This is a genomic window from Pantoea pleuroti (assembly GCF_014156615.1).
In the GTDB taxonomy this organism is placed as follows: Bacteria; Pseudomonadota; Gammaproteobacteria; order Enterobacterales; family Enterobacteriaceae; genus Pantoea; species Pantoea agglomerans.
This window is the reverse complement of sequence record NZ_SBFD01000013.1, coordinates 96,383-122,069: the sequence shown is the minus strand read 5'-3', so window position 1 is coordinate 122,069 and position 25,687 is coordinate 96,383. Positions and strand designations below refer to the sequence as shown.

Here is a 25,687-nt window from a genome sequence, read left to right as displayed (position 1 = left end):
CCGTAGCGCCGATGGTAGTGTGGGGTCTCCCCATGCGAGAGTAGGGAACTGCCAGGCATTAAACAAGTGAAGAAGCCCCGCACAGTAGTGCGGGGCTTTTTCACGTCTGCAGATCGTGAAAAACTACATCACTACATCACTACATCACTACATCACTACATCACTACATCACTACATCCATTTCAGCCTTTCTCAAGCCAGTCAGCAATGAAGTCTGCAACGCAGTCCGGACGATTTATATCCAGAACTGGCACGTTCAGAGTTAATTTCTGGTCGCTGGCGACAGCGATCACCTGCTCATCAAGCAGTTCCTCGATCCCACCCTTGATCCCGGCACGCCATAAAACAATTTTAGGTACGGGTTCATCTTTGAAGCCTTCGACCAGCACGACCTCAAGTGTAGCGTGATCCATGCGGCTGAGCAGATAAGGCAGATTAATCGACTGCTTTTCCGGCGTCTCACACATCAGTGCCCATCGCTCTGAACTGGCCACTATTACCTGACTGGCACCCGCTTTTCTGAGCAGATAGCTATCTTTGCCAGGCGTATCCACATCCATCTGATGATGGGTATGTTTAATCAATCCTGCGCGGATACCTTTAGCGCCGAGAATCGGTATCACCTGCTGCAATAGCGTCGTTTTCCCGGTTCCACTCCAGCCCACAATGGCAAGTATAGGTAATGACATGTCAGCCTCTGTTGTTCAGGTCATCAGGCGTATTGATATTGCGGAAGGCAGCCTCATCATCATCCATCCGGACAGCATGGCCACCGTGGTCGCGCAGAAAATGCATAAGACGTCGTTCACCAGCCTGAAGATAGTCATAAAGAGGTGCAGCCATTTCCCGATGAATCAGCGCCAGCGTAGGATGATCGCGCGACTGTGAACGTACCCAGACTGCCGGCGCCTCACCGCGTTGATCGACCAGTTTTTCCACGAAGTTGAGAGGTATTGCAGGCGTATCACAGGAGCAAAAAGCGGCCCATTCACCATCGATGGCGAGCAACCCACTGTAGATACCGGCCAGCGGACCGGGATAATCCTCAAAGACGTCCTGCACCACGCGGCATCCGCTTAACTGATAGCGATCAATATTACGATTCGCATTAATCATGACAATGTCGACTTGTGGCCTGAGCCGTTCAAGGACATGCTGATAAAGCGGCCTGCCATCCAGGTGTACTAACCCTTTGTCCTGACCACCCATACGGCGGCCCTGACCACCGGCCAGAATGATGCCGGTTAACATTGTCATGACTGTGCCCTCGCTGATGACGCACTGTGAAAGGAGAAATCTGAATGAAATGCCATCGTTTAAACGAGTTAATCGAGTTGCTGCAACCCGCCTGGCAAAAAGAGCCAGATCTTAATCTGGTCACATTTTTGCAGAAACTGGCTCAGGAATCTGGTTTCCGTGGCCCATTAAGTGAATTAACCGATGATGTATTAATTTACCATCTCAGGATGCGTGACTCAGCCAGCGATGATGAGATCCCAGGCCTGAAAAAAGACTATGAAGTTGATTTCAAAACAGCACTGCTCCGCGCACGGGGTGTCATTAAACAGGACGAGTAGTGTTATCCTTGGCTGCTATTTGCAAGGGCAACTACAGGTAACATGATGAGCGACGCTGCATTTAATTTCCAGACATTGAATCCCGACGTGTTGCTTGATGCGCTCTGGGAAACAGGAATTCGCGTCGAATCGGGTCTGACAGCCCTGAACAGCTATGAGAACAGGGTCTATCAATTCAGCGACGACGAAAAACGCCGCTATGTTGCGAAGTTTTATCGCCCACAGCGCTGGCGTGCCGAACAGATTGCTGAAGAACATCAGTACGCACTTGATCTGCTGGCTGACGAAGTGCCCATCGCGGCGCCGCTGCGGTTAAAGGGTGAGACATTGCACAGTCACGCTGGCTTCTTCTTTGCCGTATTCCCCAGCCTGGGCGGACGGCAATATGAGACAGACAACGAAGATCAGATGGAGTGGGTAGGCCGCTTCCTGGGCCGCATTCATCAGACCGGGCGTAAAGCGCTGTTCAGGCATCGGCCTGCCATCGGTCTGGATGAATATCTGCATGAACCCCGGCAGGTGCTGGAGCACTCTCTGTTAGTGCCTGCATCGCTTAAAGTTGCACTGCTACAGGCTATCGATAAGCTGGGAAACACGCTGCAACAACAGTGGCACACCACGTGGCAGCCGCTACGATTACATGGCGACTGCCATCCGGGTAATATCCTGTGGCGTGACGGACCGCTGTTTGTCGATTTGGATGATGCCCGTAATGGCCCTGCTGTGCAGGATCTCTGGATGCTGATCAGCGGCGATCGTCAGGAACAGCGAATTCAATGGGATATACTGCTGGAGGCGTACAGTGAGTTCAGTGATTTTGATATTAATGAATTGTCACTGATTGAACCTTTACGCGCCATGCGCATGGTTTATTATCTGGCCTGGGTTGTCCGACGCTGGCAGGATCCCGCTTTTCCGCGCGCTTTCCCCTGGATGACAGATGAAGATTTCTGGCGCAGGCAAATTTCACTCTTTACCGAGCAGGAGAAGCTGTTGCAGGAACCTCCTCTGCAGCTGACACCGCAATATTAATGACGTAGTCAGGAGAATTTTTCACGATGAAAAAAATTTGGTTTGCACTGATGGGTTTAGTGCTGGCATTCAGCGCATCTGCTGCCCAGTTCACTGAAGGTAAACAATATGTGAGTCTGCCTAAACCTGTGGCCGGCGAACCTCAGGTGATGGAGTTCTTCTCCTTCTTCTGCCCGCACTGCTATCAGTTTGAACGTATTTATCACGTCAATGACGCGGTGAAAAAGAATCTGCCTGCTGACACTAAGATGGTGAAATACCACGTCGATTTTCTCGGTGGAGAGCTGGGGCCGGTCGTGACCCAGGCCTGGGCTGTCGCGATGGCGCTGGGCGTTGAAGATAAAGTGACAGCACCGATCTTCGATGGCATTCAGAAAACGCAGACCATCACCGATCCTGCCAGTCTGAAAGAGACCTTTGTCAAAGCGGCCGGTATTTCCGCAGCTGACTATGATGCTGCCTGGAACAGCTTCGCCGTAAAAGCGCTGGTTGCGCAGCAGCAAAAAGCCGCTGCTGATGTTGATCTGCGTGGTGTGCCTGCTATTTTCGTGAATGGCAAATACATGGTTAACAACGGCGGTCTGGATACCAGCTCTATGGATAATTTCGTCGCGGACTATGCGAACGTGGTTAAATTCCTGGTAAGCCAGAAGTAATCAGCCTCACACCCCGTTAAACGCCAGCTCTGCTGGCGTTTTTTTTATGCCTTTGAACAACGGGCCAATTTTTATCCATCTCCAGGGCATAAATTTAATATCCACACAAGGGATCGCGCTATTAAAAATAGCGATCGGGTCACGGAAATTAAATAAGCCAATGAAATTTATGATCTTTATTCAGGTGCCGATTATTTATTTTCCTGAAAAACAGCGCGTTATAATTTTTACGCACAAAGTTATCCACAGAACGATCGTTGCGATCCTGTCCCCAAAAGCGTGAAAAACACCAGACGTGGCACGCCTTAGTTCACCATTTCTGCCTGGTTGTGGCATCCTTATAGCCCAACTCATAGCAACGAAGACTACACAGACTTATGGCGCAAATAGCAGAAAATCCCCTGATTCTGGTCGATGGCTCATCCTATCTTTATCGCGCGTATCACGCGTTTCCGCCGCTGACCAACAGTGCAGGTGAACCCACTGGCGCCATGTACGGCGTGCTCAACATGCTGAAAAGCCTGCTGGCGCAATACAATCCGAGTCACGTTGCTGTGGTGTTCGATGCCAAAGGCAAAACCTTCAGAGACGAGCTGTTTGAGCATTATAAATCTCACCGTCCCCCGATGCCTGACGAGCTCCGTGCACAAATTGAGCCACTGCATGAGATGGTGCGGGCGATGGGGCTGCCGTTGCTGGCTGTGAGCGGCGTCGAGGCTGATGATGTCATCGGTACGCTGGCGCTGGAAGCGGAAAAAAAGGGTCTCTCAGTGCTGATCAGCACCGGCGACAAAGATATGGCGCAGCTGGTCACGCCCGCTATCACGCTGATTAACACCATGAGCAACACCATTCTGGGACCAGAAGAGGTTGAGCAGAAATATGGTGTTCCACCCGCATTGATCATCGATTTCCTTGCCATGATGGGTGATAGCTCCGATAACATTCCTGGCGTGCCAGGCGTCGGTGAGAAAACGGCACAGGCGTTGCTGCAGGGGCTGGGCAGCATGCAGACGATCTATGACAATCTGGACAAAGTGGCCGATCTCGGATTTCGTGGTGCCAAAACCATGGCGACCAAACTTGAGCAGAATCGTGATGTGGCGTTTCTCTCTTATCAGCTGGCGACCATTAAGACAGACGTTGAGCTGGCGCTGCCCTGTGAAGAGCTCACAGTCACTGAACCCGATACAGAGGCATTGCAGACCCTGTTCAGTCGTTACGAGTTCAAACGCTGGCTGAGTGACCTGCAGGACGGTAAATGGCTGCAGGGCAAAAAGAGCACTACGCAGGCGCAAAAAGCGCTGGCTGATGAACCGGCCCCGGTGGCTGAAACCAGCAGCGTGTTACCGACCGAGGGTTATGTCACCATTCTGGATCAGGATCTCTTTGAGAGCTGGCTGGAGAAACTGAAAAACAGCGAAGTCTTTGCGTTTGATCTGGAGACCGACGCGCTGGATACCCTGAGCGCTAACATCGTCGGCATCAGCTTCGCGGTGGCGCCCGGTGAAGCCGCCTATCTGCCGGTTGCCCATGACTATCTTGATGCGCCTGATCAACTGGATCGCGCCACCGTTCTGGCACAGCTTAAGCCCCTGCTGGAAGATGAGAGCGCCTGGAAAGTTGGCCAGAACCTGAAATACGATCGCGGCGTACTGAAGAACTACGACATTGAGCTGGCCGGTATCAAATTCGACACCATGCTTGAGTCCTATATCCTCAACAGCGTGGTGGGCAAACATGACATGGATAGCCTGGCCGCTCGCTGGCTTAACCATAAAACCGTAACCTTCCAGGAGATCGCCGGTAAAGGTAAAAATCAGCTGACGTTCAATCAAATCGCGTTAGAGCAGGCATCCCATTACGCTGCCGAAGATGCAGATGTGACTTTGCAACTGCATCTGAAGATGTGGCCAGAGCTGGAGAAAGAAGCGGGACCGAAAAAAGTCTTCGAACAGATTGAGATGCCGTTACTGACGGTGATTTCCCGCATAGAGCGCAACGGTGTGCTGATCGATCAGTCTATTCTGGCGCAGCACTCGAAAGAGCTGACGGCCCGACTGGCTGAGCTTGAGTTAAAAGCGCATGAGCTGGCGGGGGAACCCTTTAACCTCTCATCCACCAAGCAGCTTCAGGTGATCCTGTTTGAAAAACAGGGCATCAAACCCACGAAGAAAACACCAGGCGGCGCGCCGTCAACCAGCGAAGAGGTGTTAGCCGAGCTGGCACTTGATTATCCGTTGCCCAAAGTAATTCTGGAGCATCGCGGCTTATCCAAACTTAAGTCTACTTACACGGATAAATTACCGCTGATGATTAATCCGATCAGTGGCAGGGTACATACCTCTTATCATCAGGCCGTCACCGCAACCGGACGCTTATCCTCTGCCGATCCGAATCTGCAAAACATTCCGGTGCGTAATGATGAAGGACGCCGAATCCGTCAGGCATTTGTTGCGGCCAAAGGCCATCGCATTGTGGCGGCAGACTATTCACAAATCGAACTGCGTATCATGGCGCATCTCTCTCAGGACAAAGGATTACTGGACGCTTTTGCCCAGGGCGAAGATATCCACCGCGCGACGGCATCCGAAGTGTTTGGCGTGGCGCTGGATAAGGTCAGCGGCGAACAGCGTCGCAGCGCCAAAGCGATCAACTTTGGTCTGATTTATGGCATGAGCGCCTTTGGTCTGTCGCGTCAGCTGAATATCGGTGCGGGTGAAGCGAAAAAGTATATGGATCTCTACTTTGAACGCTATCCGGGCGTCCTGCGCTATATGGAGAACACACGCCAGCTGGCGGCGAGTAAAGGCTATGTCGAAACGCTGGAAGGCCGTCGGCTGTGGCTGCCCGATATTAAATCCGGTAATGCCATTCGCCGGAAAGCCGCAGAACGTGCCGCGATCAATGCGCCGATGCAGGGAACGGCAGCGGATATCATCAAGCGGGCAATGATTGCCGTGGATAACTGGCTGGAACAGCAAAACGACAATGCCGTCAGAATGATCATGCAGGTTCACGATGAATTGGTGTTCGAAGTCAAAGCCGAGGCGGTTGAAGAGGCGAGCCAGAAAATCCGTGCGCTAATGGAAGGTAGCGTACAGCTCGACGTACCTTTACTGGTTGAGGTCGGTGTGGGTGACAACTGGGATGAAGCCCACTGATTCGATGCGTGTGGTCGGTTCTGAAGAACAGAATCGGCCCTGAATCAGGTATAAGAAAATCGTTTAGTTGCCCGGTTTAGCGCGGTCAACGCTGGCACGGAGAGAAAGCGCTTTTCTAACTGCTTATCGCCTAAACACTTTTTTCGTCATTAAACTACATCACAACGCTATTTTTGTGACGTGCATGGTAAAAAAAGTCCTGTTTGATGTAAGTAAGCAACAAAAAAGCCTTTGTCACGCACAGAAAATCAGGTAAAGTTCGTCGCGTAGGGTACAGAGGTAAGATGTTCTATCTTTCAGACCTTTTACTTCACGTAATCGGATTTGGCTGAATTTAGCCGCCCCAGTCATTCTGTGACTGGGGCGTTTTTTATTGGGCTTTTTGTACCGTCAGCGTCACCGGCACAGGGTTTCCACTCACTCTTCCGCGTCCTGATCTTCAACCGCCGGTTCAAGCGTATTAAACCAGCTGTCCAGCTTCTGACGAACCTTATCCACGCCGATTTTCTTCAGCGATGAGAAGAGCTCTACCTGCACATCACCAACAAATTCGAGTGCGGCTTCACGCACGACATTGAGCTGCGCTTTACGGGCACCTGAGGCCAGTTTGTCTGCTTTAGTGAGAAGCAACAGCACCGGAATGCCACTTTCCACTGACCACTGAATCATCTGCCGGTCGAGATCTTTCAGCGGATGGCGGATATCCATCAGGATAACCAGTCCTTTCAGCGCCTGACGTTTTTGCAGGTATTCACCTAACGCGCGCTGCCACTTCAGCTTCATCTCTTCCGGGACTTCGGCATAACCGTAACCGGGCAGGTCGACCAGACGCTTACCTTCTTTCACTTCAAACAGGTTAATCAGCTGCGTACGTCCCGGCGTTTTACTGGTGCGCGCCAGACCCTTCTGATTGGTTAACGTATTCAGCGCACTCGATTTTCCCGCGTTCGAGCGGCCAGCGAAAGCCACTTCAATTCCGGTATCGGCAGGCAGATGGCGGATATCCGGCGCGCTCATGACAAAGTGGGTAACGTGATAATTCAATTCAGACAAGGTGACACTCCAGAAAACGCATTAAGGCAATGCGGGCGATTATACGCGTTATGACGCGAAAGTGCTCAATCGCATCTCGGTAACAAACTTTGTAAGAGATTTGCCATTAACGGTGCGGGTTATTTCGCTTTTTACTTTAATTACTAAAAATAAAAAAATATATAATTCAATGCCTTAATGTTAATCGTTCTTTTTTTGAACTAACTATTTTTGACACTGACTTGAGGCTTTTACCAGTTGGTCTACATTAGTGTGCAGTGCACGGCAGCACACATCAGGATGATGCGCTCAGGGATACCAGGAGGGTTATGAGCGATGGAATGGAAAAGGGTCAGGGATGCGGCCAGACAGGGATAAGGAATAGCTCAGGAGTTGAGCAGGCGCGGGATTAACCGGGATGTTACGAGCCGAAAAGGATTTAAAACATGATTCCTTCTTATGAAGGTATGAAATAAGGCGACAGCTTGAGCTGTCGCCTTTTTTCTTTGTCTACTTTCTGCTAGATTTCGCCGCAATTCTATACTGAATAAAAAAAGCCGGGACCGAATACTATGAAGCAACCTGCACGAGCTGCTAACGGCAAACCTGCCGTCAAAGCCAAACGCAAATCGCGTGACGATATCAACCATGAAGCACGCGATCGCAAACGTGATAAAAAGCATCGCGGACATGCATCTGGCAGCCGTGCTAATCCGGCTGCGTCCGAAAACAATGGCGGACGTCAGGCGGACAGCGTGAAAGATCCGCGCATCGGGAGTAAAAAACCGGTGGCCCTGATCGCTGAAGGAAAAACCGCCGCCGTTAAACCAAAGAAAAGCGCAGAAAAACCGGCAGCAGAGAAGAAAGTGCGTCTGACACCAGAAGAAGAGCTGGCGAAGCTGGAAAATGACGAACGTCTGGATACGTTGCTGGATCGCCTGGAAAATGGTGAAACGCTGTCGGCTGAAGATCAGGGCTGGCTGGATGCCTCGCTGGATCGTATCGACGAACTGATGGAGCAGTTAGGCATTGTGATGGATGATGCCGAAGATGAGCAGGCTGAAGAAGATATGTACCGTCTGCTGAAAGGCAACTAAGCAAATTTGATCGGCATGCGTTATCCGCATGCCGCGCTTAACAGGTAAACGACAATGTTTTGGCCTGGATCAATTTTCGCGCTGCTGGCGACATGTTATCTGCTGTGGTTATTGTTTAAACTACGACGCCTGTCGCGTCTGAAGCAACGTTTACGTCGGGTCTCATCCCGCTCACCTTTTGTCTCCTCTTCTTCGCGACCTTCTCTCAGACGACGTTCCCGGAAGGAGTGAGCATGCCATCGCAGCAGATTGAGTGGGATCAGGCGTTAATTGAAAAGTACAATTATGCCGGCCCGCGTTACACCTCCTATCCCACTGCGCTGGAGTTCAGCGAGCAGTACGCCGAAAACGACTTCCAGCGTGCCGTGGCGCGTTACCCTGATCGTCCGCTGTCGCTCTATGTCCATATTCCCTTCTGCCATCGTCTCTGTTACTTCTGCGGCTGCAATAAGGTAGTGACGCGTCAGCGCCACAAAGCGGACCGCTATCTGGATGTGCTTGAGCAGGAGATTATTCAGCGTGCGCCGCTGTTTCGTCAGCGTCAGGTAACGCAGCTTCACTGGGGCGGCGGCACGCCAACCTTCCTCGACAATGCGCAGATTTCCCGGCTGGTGGGTTTACTGAAGCAGCATTTCAGCGTGGCCGATGATGCCGAAATGTCGATCGAAGTGGATCCCCGGGAAATTGAGCTGGATGTGATTGATCACCTGCGATCGCTGGGATTTAATCGTCTGAGCATGGGGGTGCAGGACTTCAACAAATCGGTGCAGGAGCGGGTTAACCGGGTACAGGATGAAGAGGTGATTTTCGGTCTGATGGCGCGTGCCCGTGAACAGGGGTTCAGCTCGACCAGCATTGACCTGATCTATGGTTTACCCCTGCAGACGCCCGCCAGCTTCGCCTGGACGCTGGAGCGTGTACTGGCGCTGAGCCCGGATCGTCTTAGCGTCTTTAACTATGCGCATCTGCCGGCGATGTTCGCGGCACAGCGTAAAATCAAAGAGAATGAACTGCCATCGGCTCAGCAAAAGCTGGATATTTTACAGCAGACCATCGCAACCCTGACTCAGCAGGGCTACCAGTTCATTGGAATGGATCACTTTGCGAAGCCGCAGGATGAACTGGCCATCGCGCAGCGCAAAGGGCAGCTGCATCGCAATTTCCAGGGATATACGACGCAGGGCGACAGCGATTTGCTGGGGCTTGGCGTCTCTGCCATCAGCATGATTGGCGACAGTTATGCGCAGAACCAGAAAGACCTTAATACCTGGTACAATTGTGTGGAACAGCAGGGAAATGGCCTGTGGCGTGGCATCGCCTTAACCGACGATGATTGCCTGCGTCGTGACGTGATAAAAACGCTGATTTGTAACTTCTCGCTGAATTTTGCCGCGACAGAAGCACTGTGGGGCATTCGCTTTGGCGACTATTTTGCTGAGGATCTGGCGCTGCTGAAACCGTTGATAGCTGATGGGCTGGTGGAACAAACCGCTACGGGGCTGGAGGTGACGGGGATTGGCCGGTTACTGATCCGCAATATCTGCATGTGCTTTGATCGCTATCTGCGTCAGAAAGCGCGTCAGCAGCAGTTCTCCCGCGTTATCTGAAGAAACGGGCTGGCAGACTGCACCAGCCCGTACTGAACCGCTTATTCCATGCCCAGCTCTTTGAGCTTGCGCGTCAGCGTATTTCGTCCCCAGCCCAGCAAACGTGCCGCTTCCTGTTTGTGGCCCTGCGTATGACGCAGCGCAGTGGTGAGCAGCGTTCGCTCCATCTCCGGCTGTGCTTCTGACAGCAGATTCTGATGACCGGAACGCAGAGCGCGATCGGCCCACTGTGCCAGCAGCGTTGCCCAGCTGTCAGGCAGCGACTGCACCGGATTCTCCGGCGTACTGGATTCAAACAGTTCTCCGGGCAGGTCCTGAATCAGGACTTCCTGACCCGCAGCCATCACGGTCAGCCAGCGACAGGTGTTCTCCAGCTGACGCACGTTTCCTGACCAGTGCAGTCGGGTTAACGCTGTCTCGGTTTCCGGATGCAGAATCTTCGCTTCCACACCCAGCTCACGCGCCGCCACCTGCAGGAAATAACGCGCCAGACGCGGGATATCCTCACGACGCTCACGCAGCGGCGGCAGATGCACACGAATCACATTCAGGCGGTGAAACAGATCCTCACGGAACTTGCCTTCCTGTACACGTAATTCCAGATTCTGGTGGGTCGCCGCGATAATACGCACATCCACTTTGACCGGCGCATAGCCACCAACGCGATAGAACTGGCCATCGGCCAGCACGCGCAGCAGACGGGTCTGCACATCCAGCGGCATATCACCGATCTCATCCAGAAACAGCGTGCCGCCATCCGCCTGCTCAAAACGGCCCTGACGGATCTGGTTCGCCCCGGTAAAGGCGCCTTTTTCGTGACCAAACAGTTCTGATTCAATTAAATCTTTGGGGATCGCCGCCATGTTGAGCGCGATAAAGGGCGCTTTGGTGCGCGGGCTGTGGCGATGCAGCGCATGGGCCACCAGCTCTTTACCGGTACCGGACTCGCCGTTGATCAGCACACTGATCGACGAGCGCGATAATCGCCCGATGATGCGGAACACATCCTGCATCGCGGGCGCTTCACCGATGATATCGGTGGTGGGTCCGCTGACCGGCTGATTACGTGGCTGCTGCTGCTCCTGATAGTGGCTGATAGCACGCTCGACCAGCGCAACCGCTTCATCGATATCAAACGGCTTAGGCAGGTAATCAAAGGCACCCTGCTGATAGGCGCTGACGGCAGCGTCCAGATCTGAATGCGCCGTCATTATGATGACCGGAAGCATCGGATGACGCTGTTTAATCTGTTTCAGCAGCGCCAGGCCATCCATACCGGGCATGCGAATGTCTGACAGTAAAACGTCCGGGGTCTTGGTTGAGAGGGCATCCAGCACCTCGCTTGCGCTGTCAAAAGTCGCACAGCTCAAACCGGCTCCAGTGAGCGCGCGTTCAAGCACCCAGCGGATGGAGCTATCGTCATCGACGATCCAGACTATCCCTCGTTGCATAGAAACCTCACTGGCGAATAGGCAGGTAAACCGAGAATTCGGTGTGTCCCGGCCAACTGTTAAATTCTATTTTTCCTGAATGTTGATCAATCAGGCTACGGGCGATGGAGAGGCCTAAACCGGTACCGCCTTCGCGTCCGCTGACCATCGGATAAAACAGCGTATCCTGCAGCTGGGCCGGAATGCCGGGGCCATCATCTTCAATATCAATACGTGCCACCAGGCGATAACGCGTGCCGTGCAGCGTCAGCTGGAAAGCCGTGCGGGTGCGGATAATAATGGTGCCGCCATCGTCGCCCAGCGCCTGAAGCGCATTGCGCACCACGTTAAGCAGCACCTGTTCAATCTGATCGGGATCGTGCGGCAGTTCCGGCAGGCTGGGATCATAATCCCGTACCAGCGAGACATTCTCCGGCAGCTCCATCGACACCAGATTGACCACCCGTTCGGCCACCTGATGAATGCTCTGCGTGATGTGCATGCCCGGCTGCTGCGGCCCCAGCAGACGATCAACCAGATTCCGCAACCGATCGGCCTGTTCAATAATGACTTTGGTATATTCATTCAGCGAGGGATCGGGCAGGGCGCGGGATAAAAGCTGTGCCGCGCCGCGTAATCCTCCCAGCGGATTTTTAATCTCATGGGCCAGGCCGCGAACCAGATCGCGAGCGGCCACCTGCTGGGCATGCTGTAACTGCTCCTGACTGAGACGACGCTGATTATCCATCGGCGCCATTTCCATCAGGATTAAGCCATCGGGTAACCGCTGGGCAGTCAGCGACATAATGTGTGCGCGACCATCTACCACCAGCGTGACCTCACTGTCAGTAAATCCCTGGCCAGCCTCAAGACTCTCGCGCATCACCTCGATATTCAGCGAAAAGTAGCCGGTTAATTCCGGTAACGGCGTGCCGAACAATTTGCGTGAGCTTTGCGCCAGTAATTGCTGCGCCGCCGGGTTGGCGTAATGAATAACCAGATCGTTATCCACCAACAAAATACTGTTGATTAACGCGTTGAGAATCTGCCCTGCATCGGGCAGCGAGCCAGTTGCCATACAACGTTCCTCTGCACTAAAGAGGTGCATTTTAGTCTTTAAGCCGAAAAGAGGGCGAATGAACGGTGAATTCGCGGAGAAAAAAGCCCATCCGAAGATGGGCTAAAAGTTTCCACGGCAACAAAAAACGTCTGACCAGTTAAACGCTGTAGTAGAGCTCGAACTCAACCGGGTGTGGCGTCATGCGAACGCGATCCATCTCTGCTTTACGCAGTTCGATGTAAGCATCGATCGATTCGTCAGTGAATACACCGCCGCGGGTCAGGAACTCGCGGTCTTCGTTCAGTGCATTCAGCGCTTCTTCCAGAGAGCCTGCAACTTTTGGAATCTCAGCTTCTTCTTCCGGTGGCAGGTCATACAGGTTTTTGTCCATCGCATCGCCAGGATGGATTTTGTTGATGATGCCATCCAGGCCAGCCATCAGCAGTGCGGTGAACGCCAGGTATGGGTTAGCCGCTGGATCCGGGAAGCGCGCTTCGATACGACGCGCTTTCGGGCTGGCAACAACCGGAATACGGATTGAGGCTGAACGGTTACGGGCAGAGTAAGCCAGCATAACCGGTGCTTCGTAACCCGGGACCAGACGCTTGTAAGAGTTGGTGGTCGGGTTCGCCAGGGCGTTGATTGCTTTAGCGTGCTTGATGATACCGCCGATGTAGAACAGCGCCATTTCAGACAGGCCGCCGTACTTATCGCCGGCAAACAGGTTCTGGCCACCTTTGGAGAGTGACATATGGCAGTGCATGCCTGAACCGTTGTCGCCAAACATAGGCTTCGGCATAAAGGTCGCGGTTTTGCCGTAAGCGTGCGCAACGTTGTGAACCACATATTTGTAGATCTGAATTTCGTCCGCTTTTTTGGTCATGGTATTGAAGCGGGTTGCCACTTCGTTCTGACCCGCGGTCGCCACTTCGTGGTGATGCGCTTCAACGACCAGGCCCATCTGCTCCATGGTCAGACACATGGCAGAACGGATGTCCTGTGATGAGTCAACCGGTGGAACCGGGAAGTAGCCGCCTTTCAGACCTGGACGGTGACCTTTGTTACCGCCTTCGTACTCTTTACCGGTGTTCCATGCCGCTTCGATATCGTCGATAGCAACGTGTGAACCGGACGTCGATGAGCCGAAACGGATGTCATCGAACAGGAAGAATTCTGGTTCTGGTCCAAACAGCACGGTATCAGCGATACCGGAAGAGCGCAGGAAATCTTCAGCGCGCTTAGCGATAGATCGTGGATCGCGGTCGTAGCCCTGCATGGTGCCTGGCTCGAGGATGTCACAACGGATGATCAGCGTAGAATCTTCGAAGAAAGGATCCATGACCGCCGTGGTGGCGTCAGGCATCAGCACCATGTCTGATTCGTTAATGCCTTTCCAGCCGCCAATAGACGAACCATCGAACATTTTGCCTTCTTCGAAGAAGTCAGCGTTAACCTGGTGAGCAGGGATCGTAACGTGCTGTTCTTTACCTTTGGTATCGGTAAAACGCAGGTCAACAAACTTAACTTCATGCTCGTTCATCATCGAGAGAACGTGTTCAGCGGACATACTCAACTCTCCTGGAAATGGTCTTTCATTATCTACATGGCGAGGAAACGTCGTTTCCGGAATACGTTGCGGGAAAACAACTCCCTGACCTACCTCTTCCGGCACGCTCTTCAACCGACATCTGTCTGGCGTTTACGCTTGATTTAGATAAAGCGAATTCTGTGCCAACTTTTTTGATGTTGCTTAAATCGCCTTGTGGTGCACCTTTTTGTCATAAAGCGGCTGCACCATGATCGTTTTATTGCACCACTGTGGTGCTTAACGGTCATCTGGTAGCACTGTTTTGGTGCATCAGACCAACTTAGTGCATTTTCTGCACCGGTAACAGGGCAAATTGGCCTCCATGCAATAAACTTTCAGTGAAAAGTGTGATCGTGTTCAGTCTTCCGCTTAATCAGTGTACAATAACGCGCTATTTCTAATGCCTGAGGCAAAGCTGTGATCGAAAATTTGCGTAACATCGCCATCATCGCGCACGTTGACCATGGAAAGACCACCCTGGTTGACAAACTGCTGCAACAATCCGGTACTTTTGATGCCCGTACCGAAGCAACAGAGCGCGTGATGGACTCCAATGATTTGGAGAAAGAGCGTGGGATTACCATCCTCGCAAAAAACACCGCCATTAAGTGGAATGACTACCGTATCAACATCGTTGATACCCCGGGACACGCCGACTTCGGTGGTGAAGTTGAGCGCGTCATGTCCATGGTGGACTCGGTGCTGCTGGTTGTAGATGCGATGGATGGCCCTATGCCGCAAACCCGCTTCGTGACCAAAAAAGCGTTCGCGCATGGTCTGAAGCCGATTGTGGTTATCAACAAAGTAGACCGCCCTGGTGCGCGTCCGGATTGGGTTGTTGATCAGGTATTTGACCTGTTCGTTAACCTGGATGCTACTGATGAGCAGCTCGACTTCCCTATCATTTTCGCCTCTGCGCTGAATGGTATTGCAGGTCTTGAGCACACCGACATGGCTGACGATATGACCCCGCTGTATCAGGCGATCGTCGACCACGTTGCACCTCCGCAGGTTGAGGCTGACGCCCCACTGCAGATGCAAATCTCTCAGCTGGACTACAACAACTACCTGGGCGTGATCGGCATCGGCCGTATCAAGCGCGGTAAAGTTAAGCCTAACCAGCAAGTCACTATCATCGATAGCGAAGGCAAAACCCGTAACGGTAAAGTCGGTAAAGTCCTGACTCACCTGGGTCTTGAGCGTATCGACAGCGACCTGGCAGAAGCGGGCGATATCATTGCTATCACCGGTCTGGGCGAGCTGAACATCTCTGACACTATCTGTGATCCACAGAACGTGCAGGCGCTGCCAGCACTGAGCGTCGATGAGCCAACAGTTACCATGTTCTTTAACGTCAACACCTCACCGTTCTGCGGTAAAGAAGGTAAGTACGTGACTTCACGTCAGATCCTTGAGCGTCTGAACAAAGAACTGGTTCACAACGTGGCACTGCGCGTTGAAGAAACCGAAGATGCTGACGCGTTCCGCGTATCAGGTCGTGGTGAGCTTCACCTGTCAGTTCTGATCGAAAACATGCGTCGTGAAGGTTTCGAACTGGCGGTATCCCGTCCGAAAGTTATCTTCCGCGAAATCGATGGCCGTAAACAAGAGCCATTCGAGAACGTTACGCTGGATATCGAAGAGAATAACCAGGGTTCAGTCATGCAAGCCATGGGTGAGCGTAAGGGCGATCTGAAAAACATGGATCCGGATGGCAAAGGCCGCGTACGTCTCGACTACGTGATCCCAAGCCGTGGCCTGATCGGCTTCCGTAACGAATTCATGACCATGACTTCCGGTACCGGTCTGCTCTACTCTACCTTCAGCCACTACGATGACATTCGTGCGGGCGAAGTGGGCCAGCGTCAGAACGGCGTACTGATCTCCAACGGTCAGGGTAAAGCAGTTGCGTTTGCACTGTTCAGCCTGCAGGACCGCGGTAAGCTGTTCCTGGGTCACGGTGCAGAAGTCTATGAAGGCCAGATCATCGGTATTCACAGCCGTTCTAACGACCTGACAGTTAACTGCCTGACCGGTAAGAAACTGACCAACATGCGTGCTTCAGGTACTGATGAAGCCACGACGCTGGTTCCGCCAATCAAGATGACCCTTGAGCAGGCGATCGAGTTCATCGATGATGACGAACTGGTTGAAGTTACACCACAGTCAGTGCGTATCCGTAAACGTCACCTGACTGAAAACGACCGTAAACGTGCATCACGTGGTCCTAAAGACGCATAATTGCGCCTTTAGCTGATAAAGAGCCCCGCCTGCGGGGCTTTTTTTTTTCCTGAAATTCCTGCCTCTTCAGCCGGGCCAGCGATTATTTGTGGGATATGTCGCGCTTTTTAGCTGCCCGCTGCCGTTTACGCTTTTCTCTCCGCGAGTGCCTGTTCAGCCTGCCCTTTTGCCGCTAGAGTGAATACTCCAGGGAACAGAAGGAGACACACCATGCTGTATATCTTTGATTTGGGCAATGTGATTATTGATATCGACTTTAACCGCGTGCTGGGTGTCTGGAGTGACCTTAGTCGTGTGCCGCTGGCCTCGCTGCAAAGCCATTTCCAGATGGATGAGGCGTTTGAACAACACGAACGTGGCGAGATCAGCGATGAAGATTTCGCGCTGGCGCTGTGTGAAAAGCTGGAAATCGCGCTGAGCTATGAACAGTTTGCCGCTGGCTGGCAGGCGGTATTCGTTGACGTGCGTCCGGAAATCCTGGCGCTGATGAACCGGTTGCGGCTGGAAGGTCATCGGGTGGTGATCCTCTCTAACACCAACAAACTGCATTGCGAATTCTGGCCAACGCAGTATCCGGACGTGCAGCAGGCAGCCGACAAGCTCTATCTCTCCCAGCAGCTGGGCATGCGTAAACCGGAAGCCCGCATTTACCAGCATGTGCTGGACGCAGAAGGTGTGGCTGCCGATCAGGCGGTATTTTTTGACGATAATCCACAAAACATTGAGGCGGCCCGCGCGCTGGGTATTGAAAGTGTACTGGTTACTGACAGTAAAACGGTACCCAACTGGTTGCAGGTCAACAGTAATTCATGATGTCACGTAAATTTCGTCCCGGGCTGCATGCGTTCTGGTTGTGGCTCAAACTGTTGTGGAAACGCATTGATGAGGATGGCATGACGACCCAGGCCGGTAATCTGGCTTATGTCTCATTGCTGGCGCTGGTGCCGCTGATTGCGGTGGTGTTTGCCCTGTTTGCGGCGTTTCCGGTCTTTTCAGATATCAGCGTGCAGTTGAAGCACTTTGTCTTTACCAATCTGATGCCGGCTGCAGGTAACACGCTGCAACGCTATCTTGAGCAGTTTGTGGCTAACGTAAACCGTATGACGGCGGTCGGAGCGGTCGGCCTGATTGTTACCGCCTTACTGCTGATGCATTCCGTCGATACCGCGTTAAACACCATCTGGCGCAGCAACAAGAAGCGGCCGATGGTCTATTCCTTTGCGGTCTACTGGATGATCCTGACACTTGGCCCGTTACTGGCCGGAGCCAGTCTGGCAATCAGCTCTTATCTGCTGTCGCTGCGCTGGATTAACGCGACAGGCGTCACCAGCCTGGTCGATCAGATGCTGCGAATTTTCCCGCTCCTGCTGTCGTGGCTCGCCTTCTGGTTGCTCTACAGCATCGTTCCTACCCAGCGAGTGCCGCCGCGCGATGCGCTGATTGGCGCGCTGGTTGCCGGTGCGCTGTTTGAGCTGGGCAAAAAGGGCTTTGCGCTCTATGTTACTATGTTCCCCTCTTATCAGCTGATCTACGGCGTACTGGCCGTGATCCCCATTCTGTTTCTCTGGGTCTACTGGACCTGGTGTATTGTGTTGTTAGGCGCTGAAATCACCGTTGCGTTAGCCGACTATCGGCAGTTAAAGCAGCAACACAAAGAGGAGCAACGCGAGGAAACATGATTGCATTGATTCAACGCGTACAGCGCGCCAGCGTCAGCGTCAATCAGGAAGTGGTCGGTGAAATCGATGCCGGTTTACTGGTTTTGCTGGGCGTGGAAAAGGGCGATGACAACGCGCGTGCGGAACGTCTCGCAGAACGCGTATTGGGCTATCGCATCTTTAGTGATGAGCAGGGCAAAATGAACCTGAGTGTTCGCCAGGCGGGCGGAAGCGTGCTGGTGGTGTCACAGTTTACGCTGGCCGCAGATACCCAAAAAGGGATGCGTCCTTCCTTTTCGGGTGGCGCCGAGCCCGCTGAAGCCGAGCGGCTGTATGAATATTTCAGCGACTGCTGTCGCAAGCAGGGCATCACCACGGCTAATGGCCGTTTTGCTGCGGATATGCAGGTCTCGCTGGTGAATGATGGTCCTGTGACGTTCTGGTTACAGGTTTGAGAACGTCAGCTGAGCGGCAGGGAACAGGCCACACATCCGAGCGGGAGAAACATTACATGTATCACCTTCGCGTGCCACAGACGGCGGAAGAGCTGGATATCTATTATCAGTTCCGCTGGGAGATGTTGCGTAAACCTCTGCGTCAGCCGCAGGGGTCGGAACGTGACGCCTGGGATGCGCTGGCGCATCATCAGATGGTGGTTGATGAGCAGGGAAATCCGGTCGCCATCGGGCGTCTCTATATTAATGCCGACAATGAGGCCGCTATCCGCTTCATGGCCGTTCATCCCTCGGTTCAGGGCAAGGGACTGGGTACCCTGGTGGCGATGACGCTGGAATCCGTGGCGCGTCAGGAAGGGGCTAAGCGGGTAACCTGTAGCGCCCGCGAAGATGCTGTCGCTTTCTTCGCTAAACTCGGCTACATCAATCAGGGCGAGATTACCGCGCCGCAGACGACGCCGGTTCGTCACTTTCTGATGATCAAACCGGTCGTCACGCTTGACGATATCCTGCATCGCGCCGACTGGTGCGGTCAGCTGCAACAGGCCTGGTATGATCATATCCCGCTCAGCGAGAAGATGGGCGTTCGTATTCTGCAGTTTACCGGGCAAAAATTTATCACCACCATGCCTGAAGCGGGCAACCAGAATCCACACCAGACGCTGTTCGCTGGCAGCCTGTTTTCGCTGGCAACGCTGACCGGCTGGGGATTAATCTGGTTGCTGCTGCGCGAGCGTCATCTGGGCGGCACCATTATTCTGGCGGATGCGCACATTCGCTATAGCCACCCCATCAGCGGACGGCCTGGCGCGATTGCCGACCTGGGCTCATTAAGCGGCGATCTCGACCGCCTGGCGCGCGGGCGTAAAGCGCGTGTGCAGCTTGAGGTCGAGCTTTTTGGCAATGATGAGTGTGGCGCTGTGTTTGAAGGGGTCTATATCGTCCTGCCCGCCGATCCTGACGGGCCGCTGGAAGAGGGCGGTTCCGGCGCGCGTATCAACTAATCATCAGGGCCGCATCTGCGGCCCTGATCTGTTGTTAACGTACCTCGCCAGCCTGCATGGTCTGCTGCAGTTGCTGACTGTCTGTAGTCACAGACAAACTGCCATTAACCGTCGGGCGCAGCGGCTGATTTGCGGTTAATGCACCGCTCAGCTGCAGTTGCATATTGCTGTCACCGGTTAACGGCAGTGCGGGCCATCCCCAGTTCTGCAACACATTCACCGGCACAGCACGACCTGTCAGTTGTAGCGTCAGCGGACGGGCTGGCTGCTGGCCTACGGTGGCCGTCCCTTCGAGCAGACCCTTATTACTGAACGCACTCAGCTCCGTAACCTGAATCTGCTGCTGGTCAGCGCTCAGCGCAATCGACGGATGACGCAGGTCGGTGCGATTAAAGGTTGATTCTGCCGCGTTCAGGCTGAGCTTACCCGACCAGATCCCCCACTGGTGCTGCTGCGCCAGCAGCAGGTTTTCACCGGATCCATCCAGTGAGGTCAGCTGGAAGGGAAAAGCCGGATTGATATCGATAATCAGGTTGCGATTAGAGGTGAAGCGCGTCACCGCTACGCTATCCAGCCACGCGGGCAGTGTCGCCTGCCAGCGGTCGCGCCAGTCCTGCGGCAGCGTATATTCCAGTCCGGCCACCGCCAGGTTTTTCAGTGTCAGGCGTTTATCGCTACGCGACCAGTCACCGTCAGCCCGAATCACCCCATTCGCCCAGCGTGAACTGAACTGCGTCAGCGCCACGCCCTGCGGTGAGAAGTCCAGGTTAACGATGGGGTCATTTAGTTCGAATCCACCGTTGATAAAATTGCTGGCATTCAGCGCCAGCGAACCATCGTTACTCTGCCAGTCATCACCCTGCCAGTTAACGTTTCTCAGCGTCAAATCCAGATCCGTTACCGCCCAGTCAGGCCCCTGCAGGCGGGCATCGGTCATGTCGAGTCGCGTAATGGCAATAGAGGGGACAACCTGCAGGCTATGCAGAAAATCTTTCAGGCTGCTGGTGGTCTGCAGACGGATGTCGTTCAGTCGCAGCTGATTAATTTTCCAGTTGCCCTGGGCATCGCGCTCACCGTTGCCGGTCATAGAGCCACGCGCCAGGTCGGCACCAATATTGTCAAAGCGCATCCGACCCTGGGAAACACTGCCCTGGATCAGTACGTTTTCACCCGGCACATTATTCAGCGTCATGCTGCCTGCACTCATCTGGAAGCGGGCATCGCGACCCAGCATATCAAGGGCAGTGGGTTTCCACGGCAGGATGCCGCCATTCACCTGCTGAGCAAACAGCGGTAACGCGCTGTTGGGGCTGTCGATACGCATATTGTTGAGTTGCAGGCGTTCGGCCTGAATCGGTAGCGCGCTGCCTGCTGCCAGATTGGCCAGATTCACTTCTCCATCGCGCAGCTCAAGGCTGCTGAAATGCAGCGGATCGCTGAACTGAATCAGTGCCAGACCGAGATCGACCCGTTTCGCCACCAGAACTGCAGGCTGTCCATCGTGACCAAAGCTGAAGTCATCCAGAATGATGTGAGAGGGAGAGGAGAAATTGTGTTCAATTTTACTCAGGGAGAGATGCCATTCGGTTTTGTCACTCACCCAACGGCTAAACCAGCCTGCACCCCACTGTGTCTGCAACAGAACATAGATCACGACCAGGGTGAAAAGCAGCAGCAAAAGTAAGGTGAGGAAAAACTTTCCAATAAATTTCATAGCATCCTTCCCGAGTTAAATCCGGTGAGAGGTTGTTATGCCTGAATTACCGTTACAGCTCAACAGCCTGGATGTAAATCCGAATAATTAGCAGGCAGGCCGAAGCCTGCCTGTGGCCTTACTTCTCTGGCGGAAAAATCAGGTTGAGTACGATAGCGGTAATGCCGCCCGCCGCAATACCGGAAGAGAGCAGGGTTTTCAGCCAGTCAGGCGCAAACTGCAGGATCAGCGGCTGTTGGGAAACGCCCAGGCCCACCGCCAGCGACAGCGCAATAATCATGATGGCGCGGCGGTTAAGCGGCTCGCGTGACACAATGCGAACACCCGAGGCGGCGATGGTGCCGAACATCACAATGGTGGCGCCGCCGAGTACCGGTTCAGGGATCATCTGCACCAGCCCGCTGACCGCCGGGAACAGTCCCAGCACAATCAGCATCAGCGCGACAACAAAGCCCACGTAGCGGCTGGCAACACCGGTCAACTGGATCACGCCATTGTTCTGACCGAAGCAGGAGTTCGGGAAGGTATTAAACAGCGCGGAGACAAAGGAGTTGAGGCCATTCGCCAGCACGCCGCCTTTCAGGCGTTTCATATAGAGGGGGCCGCTGACCGGCTGCTCTGACACATCCGAGGTGGCGGTGATATCGCCGATAGTCTCCAGAGAGGTCACCATAAACACCAGCATCAGCGGGATGAGCAGATTCCAGTCGAAGCCCAGCCCGTAATAGAGCGGGGTCGGCACCACGATCAGTGGCTGATCGGTGGGGATGCCGGCGGCAGGCAGCATGCCCATCGCCCAGGCCAGCAGATAGCCCACGGCCATGGCAATGACCAGGGAGGCAACGCGCAGGTAGGGATTCTTCTGCCGGTTAAGTAGCACGATCACCAGCAGCACAGCCCCTGCCAGCATCAGATTTTTCGGCGCACCAAAAGTATGGTCGTTAATCGCACTGAAACCGCCGCCAATGGAGGTCAGCCCCACCTGAATCAGCGACAGGCCGATAATCATCACCACGATACCGGAAACCAGCGGCGTAATGATCCGGCGCGCCAGGTGCAATACGCGTGACAGCACCATTTCGGTACAGGAGGCGACCATCAGCGTGCCAAACAGCGCCGCCATCATGGTGGGCACGTCAGCGCCGCCATTTTTTAGCGCCATGCCGCCCATAATCAAGGGCGTAACGAAGTTGAAGCTGGTGCCCTGAATCGACAGCAGGCCCGAACCCACCGGCCCCCATGTTTTGATTTGCAGCAGTGATGCCACACCCGATGCAAACAGCGACATGCTGATAACGTGCCGGGTATCCTCTGCGGGCAGCCCTAACGCCTGACAAATCAGAATCGCGGGGGTAATGACCGCGACAAACATCGCCAGCAGATGCTGACCGGCGGCAAACAGCGTTTGCGGCAAAGGAGGACGATCTTCAAGACGATAAATCAGTTCGCTTTGCGTGGCGGAAGGCTGTTCTGGCTGCGGATTAGTGGACATCTTCTGTTCTTCCCAAAAAATAATGTGGCGATTGTAATCATCCGCAGGCTAAAAGCAATCGTTTGCCCGGCAGGGATAAAAAAGCCGAATCAGATGGGGATCATTCAGACGTTGGTATAACGGGTGTTCTCTGGCAGCCAGCGTTCAATCAATGCGCTGGCCTGCTCGGGATAATGCTGGTGGATGTGGCGCGCCACACGCTGAACTTCGGGCACCATCGCCGCATCGCGCAGCAGGTCGGCCACTTTAAATTCGGCATTGCCGGTCTGACGGGTGCCCAGTAGTTCACCCGGCCCGCGAATCTCCAGATCGAACTGGGCAATGACGAAGCCGTCATTGCTGTCGCGTAGCACCTGTAAACGCTTCTGCGCCGTCTTGCTCAGCGGCGCTTTGTAGAGCAGTACACAGTGTGATGCCACGGCACCACGACCCACACGGCCCCGCAGCTGATGCAGCTGCGCCAGCCCTAACCGCTCCGGGTTTTCGATGATCATCAGGCTGGCATTCGGCACGTCCACGCCGACCTCAATTACGGTCGTTGCCACCAGCAGCTGCAGTTCATTCGCTTTAAACGCCTGCATTACCGCCTGTTTTTCCGCAGGCTTCATCCGGCCATGCACCAGCCCGATGTTTAAGTCCGGCAGCGCAGTTTTCAGGGATTCCCAGCTGGCTTCTGCCGCCTGTGCTTCCAGCAATTCTGACTCTTCAATCAGGGTACAGACCCAGTAGGCCTGTCGCCCTTCACGGCAGGCATGCTCAACCCGCGCCACAATCTCATCACGTCGGGTATCGGGAATAGCCACCGTGGTCACCGGTGTACGTCCCGGCGGCAGCTCATCAATGGTTGAGGTATCGAGATCGGCATAAGCAGTCATCGCCAGGGTGCGTGGAATTGGTGTGGCGGTCATGATCAGCTGATGCGGATGGAAGCCCTGCTCCTCACCTTTCTCCCACAGCGCCAGTCGCTGGTGGACGCCGAATCGATGCTGCTCATCAATAATGACCAGTGCCAGACCGTTGAACTGCACCTGCTCCTGAAACAGGGCATGTGTGCCCACCACCATCGCCACCTGACCGCTGGCTATCGCTTCCTGCTGAGCCTGGCGGGCTTTGCCTTTCTGTTTTCCGGCCAGCCAGCCCACTTCAATGCCCAGCGGCGCAAACCACTGGCGGAAGTTACTGGCGTGCTGTTCAGCCAGCAGTTCGGTCGGCGCCATCAGGGCTACCTGCTTACCATGTGCGATAACGTTCAGCGCCGAAAGCGCGGCGACCAGTGTCTTACCCGAGCCGACGTCACCCTGCACCAGCCGCATCATCGGAAAGTCATTTGCCAGATCTTTCTCTATCTCCGCCACCACGCGTTTCTGCGCATTGGTCGGTGAAAAGGGCAGCGCAGCCAGCAACTGGTCACTAAGGTTGTGCCGGGGAAGCATCGGTAAAGCGTAATAGCGCTGAGCACCGGCGCGTACCGCCAGCATGCTGAGGTTGTGCGCCAGCAGCTCTTCCAGAATCAATCTGCGTTGTGCCGGATGACGACCACTCTCCAGCTCGCTGAGTTTTAGATCGGGTGGTGGACGATGCAGCGTGCGGAGCGCATCTGGCAGGCTGATCAAACCGCCGCTCAGTTCCTGCGGCAGCAGTTCGGCAATCGGGCAGCTCTCCAGCAGCGTCAGTGCCTGATCGGTGAGATTACGCAGCGTGGCCTGCCGAATACCTTCGGTGGTGGGATAAACCGGCGTTAAGGTCTCTTCCAGCGTCACATTGCTCTGTTCGCCCTGGATTCGGTATTCGGGATGGATAATCTCAGCGCCACGCTGACCGCGTTTAATTTCACCATACGCGGTGACGCGCCGGCCCGGCGACAGGTTGTTCTTCATCCCGGCATTGAAATTAAAGAAGCGCATCGTCAGTACGCCGCTGCCATCGCTAATCTGACACACCATCATCCGGCGGCGACCAAAGGTGATATCTGTGTGCAGCACTTCGCCTTCTACTGTGGCCCAGATACCGGGCAGCAGATCATCAATGGCATAGAGTTGGGTACGATCTTCGTAGCGTAGCGGGAGATGAAGCAGGAGATCCTGAATGGTATGCAGGTCAATTTTGGCCAGCTTTGCCGCCTGGCTGGCACCGACGCCGGTCAGGGTACTGAGCGGGATGGCATCCAGCAGACGGCCTTTCATCTTCTTTTACCGGTCGATTGCATGGTTGCCCACCAGCTGGGATCGGCTTCAACTTCGCCCTGCGCATTGATGCGCGGATAGGGTAAACCTTTCTGTTTTGCGACCCGCGCCAGCACCGGGAATCCGCCTTCGAACAACAGACGTTGCTGCTCATCTTCGTCCAGCAGGCTGTAGTCGCGCAGGTACAGACCCGCGTTCTGCCGCTGCCGCTGTGCTTCATACAGGATCAGCGCGCAGGCGACCGAGACATTCAGCGACTGCACCATACCCACCATCGGAATCACAATCTGCCGATCGGCCAGCGCCAGCGCTTCTTCGGTGATGCCGGTTTTTTCCTGGCCCATCAGGATGCAGGTCGGAAGGGTATAATCGATCTCACGGAAATCCACGGCATCGGCAGAGAGATGGGTCGCTAAAACCTGCATCTTCTGTTGTTTGAGCTCTTTTACAGCATCGCCGATGGTGGGATGGGTGACCACTTTTACCCAGCTGTTGCTTCCGGCAGATGCGGAAGCCTGAGTGCGCATCCGCTGGCTCGGCCAGACGGCGTGCACTTCGTGGATGCCGACGGCGTCCGCCGTGCGGATCACCGCGGAAACATTGTGCGGCTTATGCACCTGCTCCATACAGACCGTGAGATCGTGCTGGCGTAGTGCCAGCATCGCCTGAATCCGGGCAAATCGTTGATCGTTCATGC

The 25,687-nt window shown here is 54.2% G+C and carries 22 protein-coding genes; 12 read left to right on the top strand and 10 right to left on the bottom strand.

Annotated elements, in window-relative coordinates; translation table 11 throughout:
• Positions 1 to 182: 182 nt before the first annotated feature.
• Entirely contained in the window at positions 183 to 689 is a 507-nt protein-coding gene (gene mobB, locus EPG66_RS21370) for a molybdopterin-guanine dinucleotide biosynthesis protein MobB (protein ID WP_182688043.1), read from the bottom strand.
• A 1-nt stretch (position 690) separates the two neighbouring features.
• Positions 691 to 1,257 carry a molybdenum cofactor guanylyltransferase MobA gene (gene mobA, locus EPG66_RS21365; RefSeq protein WP_083070689.1) on the bottom strand — a complete coding sequence of 189 codons (567 nt, stop codon included), beginning with the start codon at positions 1,255 to 1,257 and terminating at the stop codon, positions 691 to 693.
• Between the two features lie 44 nt (positions 1,258 to 1,301).
• Here mobA and EPG66_RS21360 point away from each other — a divergent pair, with 44 nt between their 5' ends.
• From EPG66_RS21360 to spfP, 5 genes are all read left to right on the top strand, one after another.
• On the top strand, positions 1,302 to 1,577 hold the full coding sequence (locus EPG66_RS21360) for a YihD family protein (protein ID WP_031591932.1): 276 nt from the start codon (positions 1,302 to 1,304) through the stop codon (positions 1,575 to 1,577).
• Between the two features lie 45 nt (positions 1,578 to 1,622).
• Positions 1,623 to 2,609: a serine/threonine protein kinase gene (locus tag EPG66_RS21355; protein WP_010258460.1), complete on the top strand. Its 987-nt coding sequence runs from the start codon at positions 1,623 to 1,625 to the stop codon at positions 2,607 to 2,609.
• Between the two features lie 26 nt (positions 2,610 to 2,635).
• Positions 2,636 to 3,265: a thiol:disulfide interchange protein DsbA gene (dsbA, locus tag EPG66_RS21350; RefSeq protein ID WP_010672112.1), complete on the top strand. Its 630-nt coding sequence runs from the start codon at positions 2,636 to 2,638 to the stop codon at positions 3,263 to 3,265.
• 377 nt (positions 3,266 to 3,642) lie between these two features.
• Positions 3,643 to 6,429 carry a DNA polymerase I gene (gene polA, locus EPG66_RS21345; protein ID WP_083070691.1) on the top strand — a complete coding sequence of 929 codons (2,787 nt, stop codon included), beginning with the start codon at positions 3,643 to 3,645 and terminating at the stop codon, positions 6,427 to 6,429.
• Between the two features lie 284 nt (positions 6,430 to 6,713).
• On the top strand, positions 6,714 to 6,761 hold the full coding sequence (gene spfP / locus EPG66_RS23340) for a small protein SpfP (RefSeq protein WP_071892919.1): 48 nt from the start codon (positions 6,714 to 6,716) through the stop codon (positions 6,759 to 6,761).
• Between the two features lie 85 nt (positions 6,762 to 6,846).
• Here the strand turns inward: spfP and yihA are convergent, their stop codons facing one another.
• Positions 6,847 to 7,482 carry a ribosome biogenesis GTP-binding protein YihA/YsxC gene (gene yihA, locus EPG66_RS21340; RefSeq protein WP_010258448.1) on the bottom strand — a complete coding sequence of 212 codons (636 nt, stop codon included), beginning with the start codon at positions 7,480 to 7,482 and terminating at the stop codon, positions 6,847 to 6,849.
• 551 nt (positions 7,483 to 8,033) lie between these two features.
• On the opposite strand from yihA, the gene yihI reads away from it, so the two are divergent.
• On the top strand, positions 8,034 to 8,558 hold the full coding sequence (yihI, locus tag EPG66_RS21335) for a Der GTPase-activating protein YihI (protein ID WP_031591925.1): 525 nt from the start codon (positions 8,034 to 8,036) through the stop codon (positions 8,556 to 8,558).
• Positions 8,559 to 8,791: 233 nt separating this feature from the next.
• Positions 8,792 to 10,165 (top strand): oxygen-independent coproporphyrinogen III oxidase, encoded by a 1,374-nt coding sequence (hemN, locus tag EPG66_RS21330; RefSeq protein ID WP_182688041.1) that lies wholly within the window; start codon positions 8,792 to 8,794, stop codon positions 10,163 to 10,165.
• Between the two features lie 41 nt (positions 10,166 to 10,206).
• Here hemN and glnG read toward each other — a convergent pair whose 3' ends face one another.
• From glnG to glnA, 3 genes are all read right to left on the bottom strand, one after another.
• Entirely contained in the window at positions 10,207 to 11,616 is a 1,410-nt protein-coding gene (gene glnG, locus EPG66_RS21325; RefSeq protein WP_010258440.1) for a nitrogen regulation protein NR(I), read from the bottom strand.
• 7 nt (positions 11,617 to 11,623) lie between these two features.
• Entirely contained in the window at positions 11,624 to 12,673 is a 1,050-nt protein-coding gene (glnL, locus tag EPG66_RS21320) for a nitrogen regulation protein NR(II) (protein WP_008926971.1), read from the bottom strand.
• Positions 12,674 to 12,812: 139 nt separating this feature from the next.
• Entirely contained in the window at positions 12,813 to 14,222 is a 1,410-nt protein-coding gene (gene glnA, locus EPG66_RS21315; RefSeq protein WP_010258434.1) for a glutamate--ammonia ligase, read from the bottom strand.
• A gap of 438 nt (positions 14,223 to 14,660) precedes the next feature.
• Between glnA and typA the strand changes: the two genes are divergently transcribed.
• The 5 genes from typA to fabY all read left to right on the top strand — a co-directional run bounded on the left by typA (position 14,661) and on the right by fabY (position 19,601).
• Positions 14,661 to 16,484 (top strand): ribosome-dependent GTPase TypA, encoded by a 1,824-nt coding sequence (gene typA / locus EPG66_RS21310; RefSeq protein WP_010258429.1) that lies wholly within the window; start codon positions 14,661 to 14,663, stop codon positions 16,482 to 16,484.
• Between the two features lie 210 nt (positions 16,485 to 16,694).
• Positions 16,695 to 17,297 carry a glucose-1-phosphatase gene (gene yihX, locus EPG66_RS21305; RefSeq protein ID WP_182688039.1) on the top strand — a complete coding sequence of 201 codons (603 nt, stop codon included), beginning with the start codon at positions 16,695 to 16,697 and terminating at the stop codon, positions 17,295 to 17,297.
• Positions 17,294 to 18,163: a virulence factor BrkB family protein gene (locus tag EPG66_RS21300; RefSeq protein WP_010672108.1), complete on the top strand. Its 870-nt coding sequence runs from the start codon at positions 17,294 to 17,296 to the stop codon at positions 18,161 to 18,163. Before yihX ends, EPG66_RS21300 begins: the two co-directional genes overlap by 4 nt.
• Entirely contained in the window at positions 18,160 to 18,597 is a 438-nt protein-coding gene (dtd, locus tag EPG66_RS21295) for a D-aminoacyl-tRNA deacylase (RefSeq protein WP_022624890.1), read from the top strand. The genes EPG66_RS21300 and dtd overlap by 4 nt, the downstream gene beginning before the upstream one ends.
• Before the next feature lie 56 nt (positions 18,598 to 18,653).
• On the top strand, positions 18,654 to 19,601 hold the full coding sequence (gene fabY, locus EPG66_RS21290; protein ID WP_010258423.1) for a fatty acid biosynthesis protein FabY: 948 nt from the start codon (positions 18,654 to 18,656) through the stop codon (positions 19,599 to 19,601).
• Between the two features lie 34 nt (positions 19,602 to 19,635).
• Here fabY and EPG66_RS21285 read toward each other — a convergent pair whose 3' ends face one another.
• From EPG66_RS21285 to trmH, 4 genes are all read right to left on the bottom strand, one after another.
• Complete coding sequence (locus EPG66_RS21285; protein ID WP_182688037.1) at positions 19,636 to 21,315, bottom strand: AsmA family protein; 1,680 nt, start codon at positions 21,313 to 21,315, stop codon at positions 19,636 to 19,638.
• Positions 21,316 to 21,433: 118 nt separating this feature from the next.
• Entirely contained in the window at positions 21,434 to 22,807 is a 1,374-nt protein-coding gene (locus EPG66_RS21280) for a nucleobase:cation symporter-2 family protein (RefSeq protein ID WP_010258420.1), read from the bottom strand.
• 104 nt (positions 22,808 to 22,911) lie between these two features.
• Entirely contained in the window at positions 22,912 to 24,990 is a 2,079-nt protein-coding gene (recG, locus tag EPG66_RS21275; protein ID WP_010258417.1) for an ATP-dependent DNA helicase RecG, read from the bottom strand.
• Entirely contained in the window at positions 24,987 to 25,685 is a 699-nt protein-coding gene (trmH, locus tag EPG66_RS21270) for a tRNA (guanosine(18)-2'-O)-methyltransferase TrmH (protein WP_031591913.1), read from the bottom strand. The genes recG and trmH overlap by 4 nt, the downstream gene beginning before the upstream one ends.
• Positions 25,686 to 25,687 lie beyond the last annotated feature (2 nt).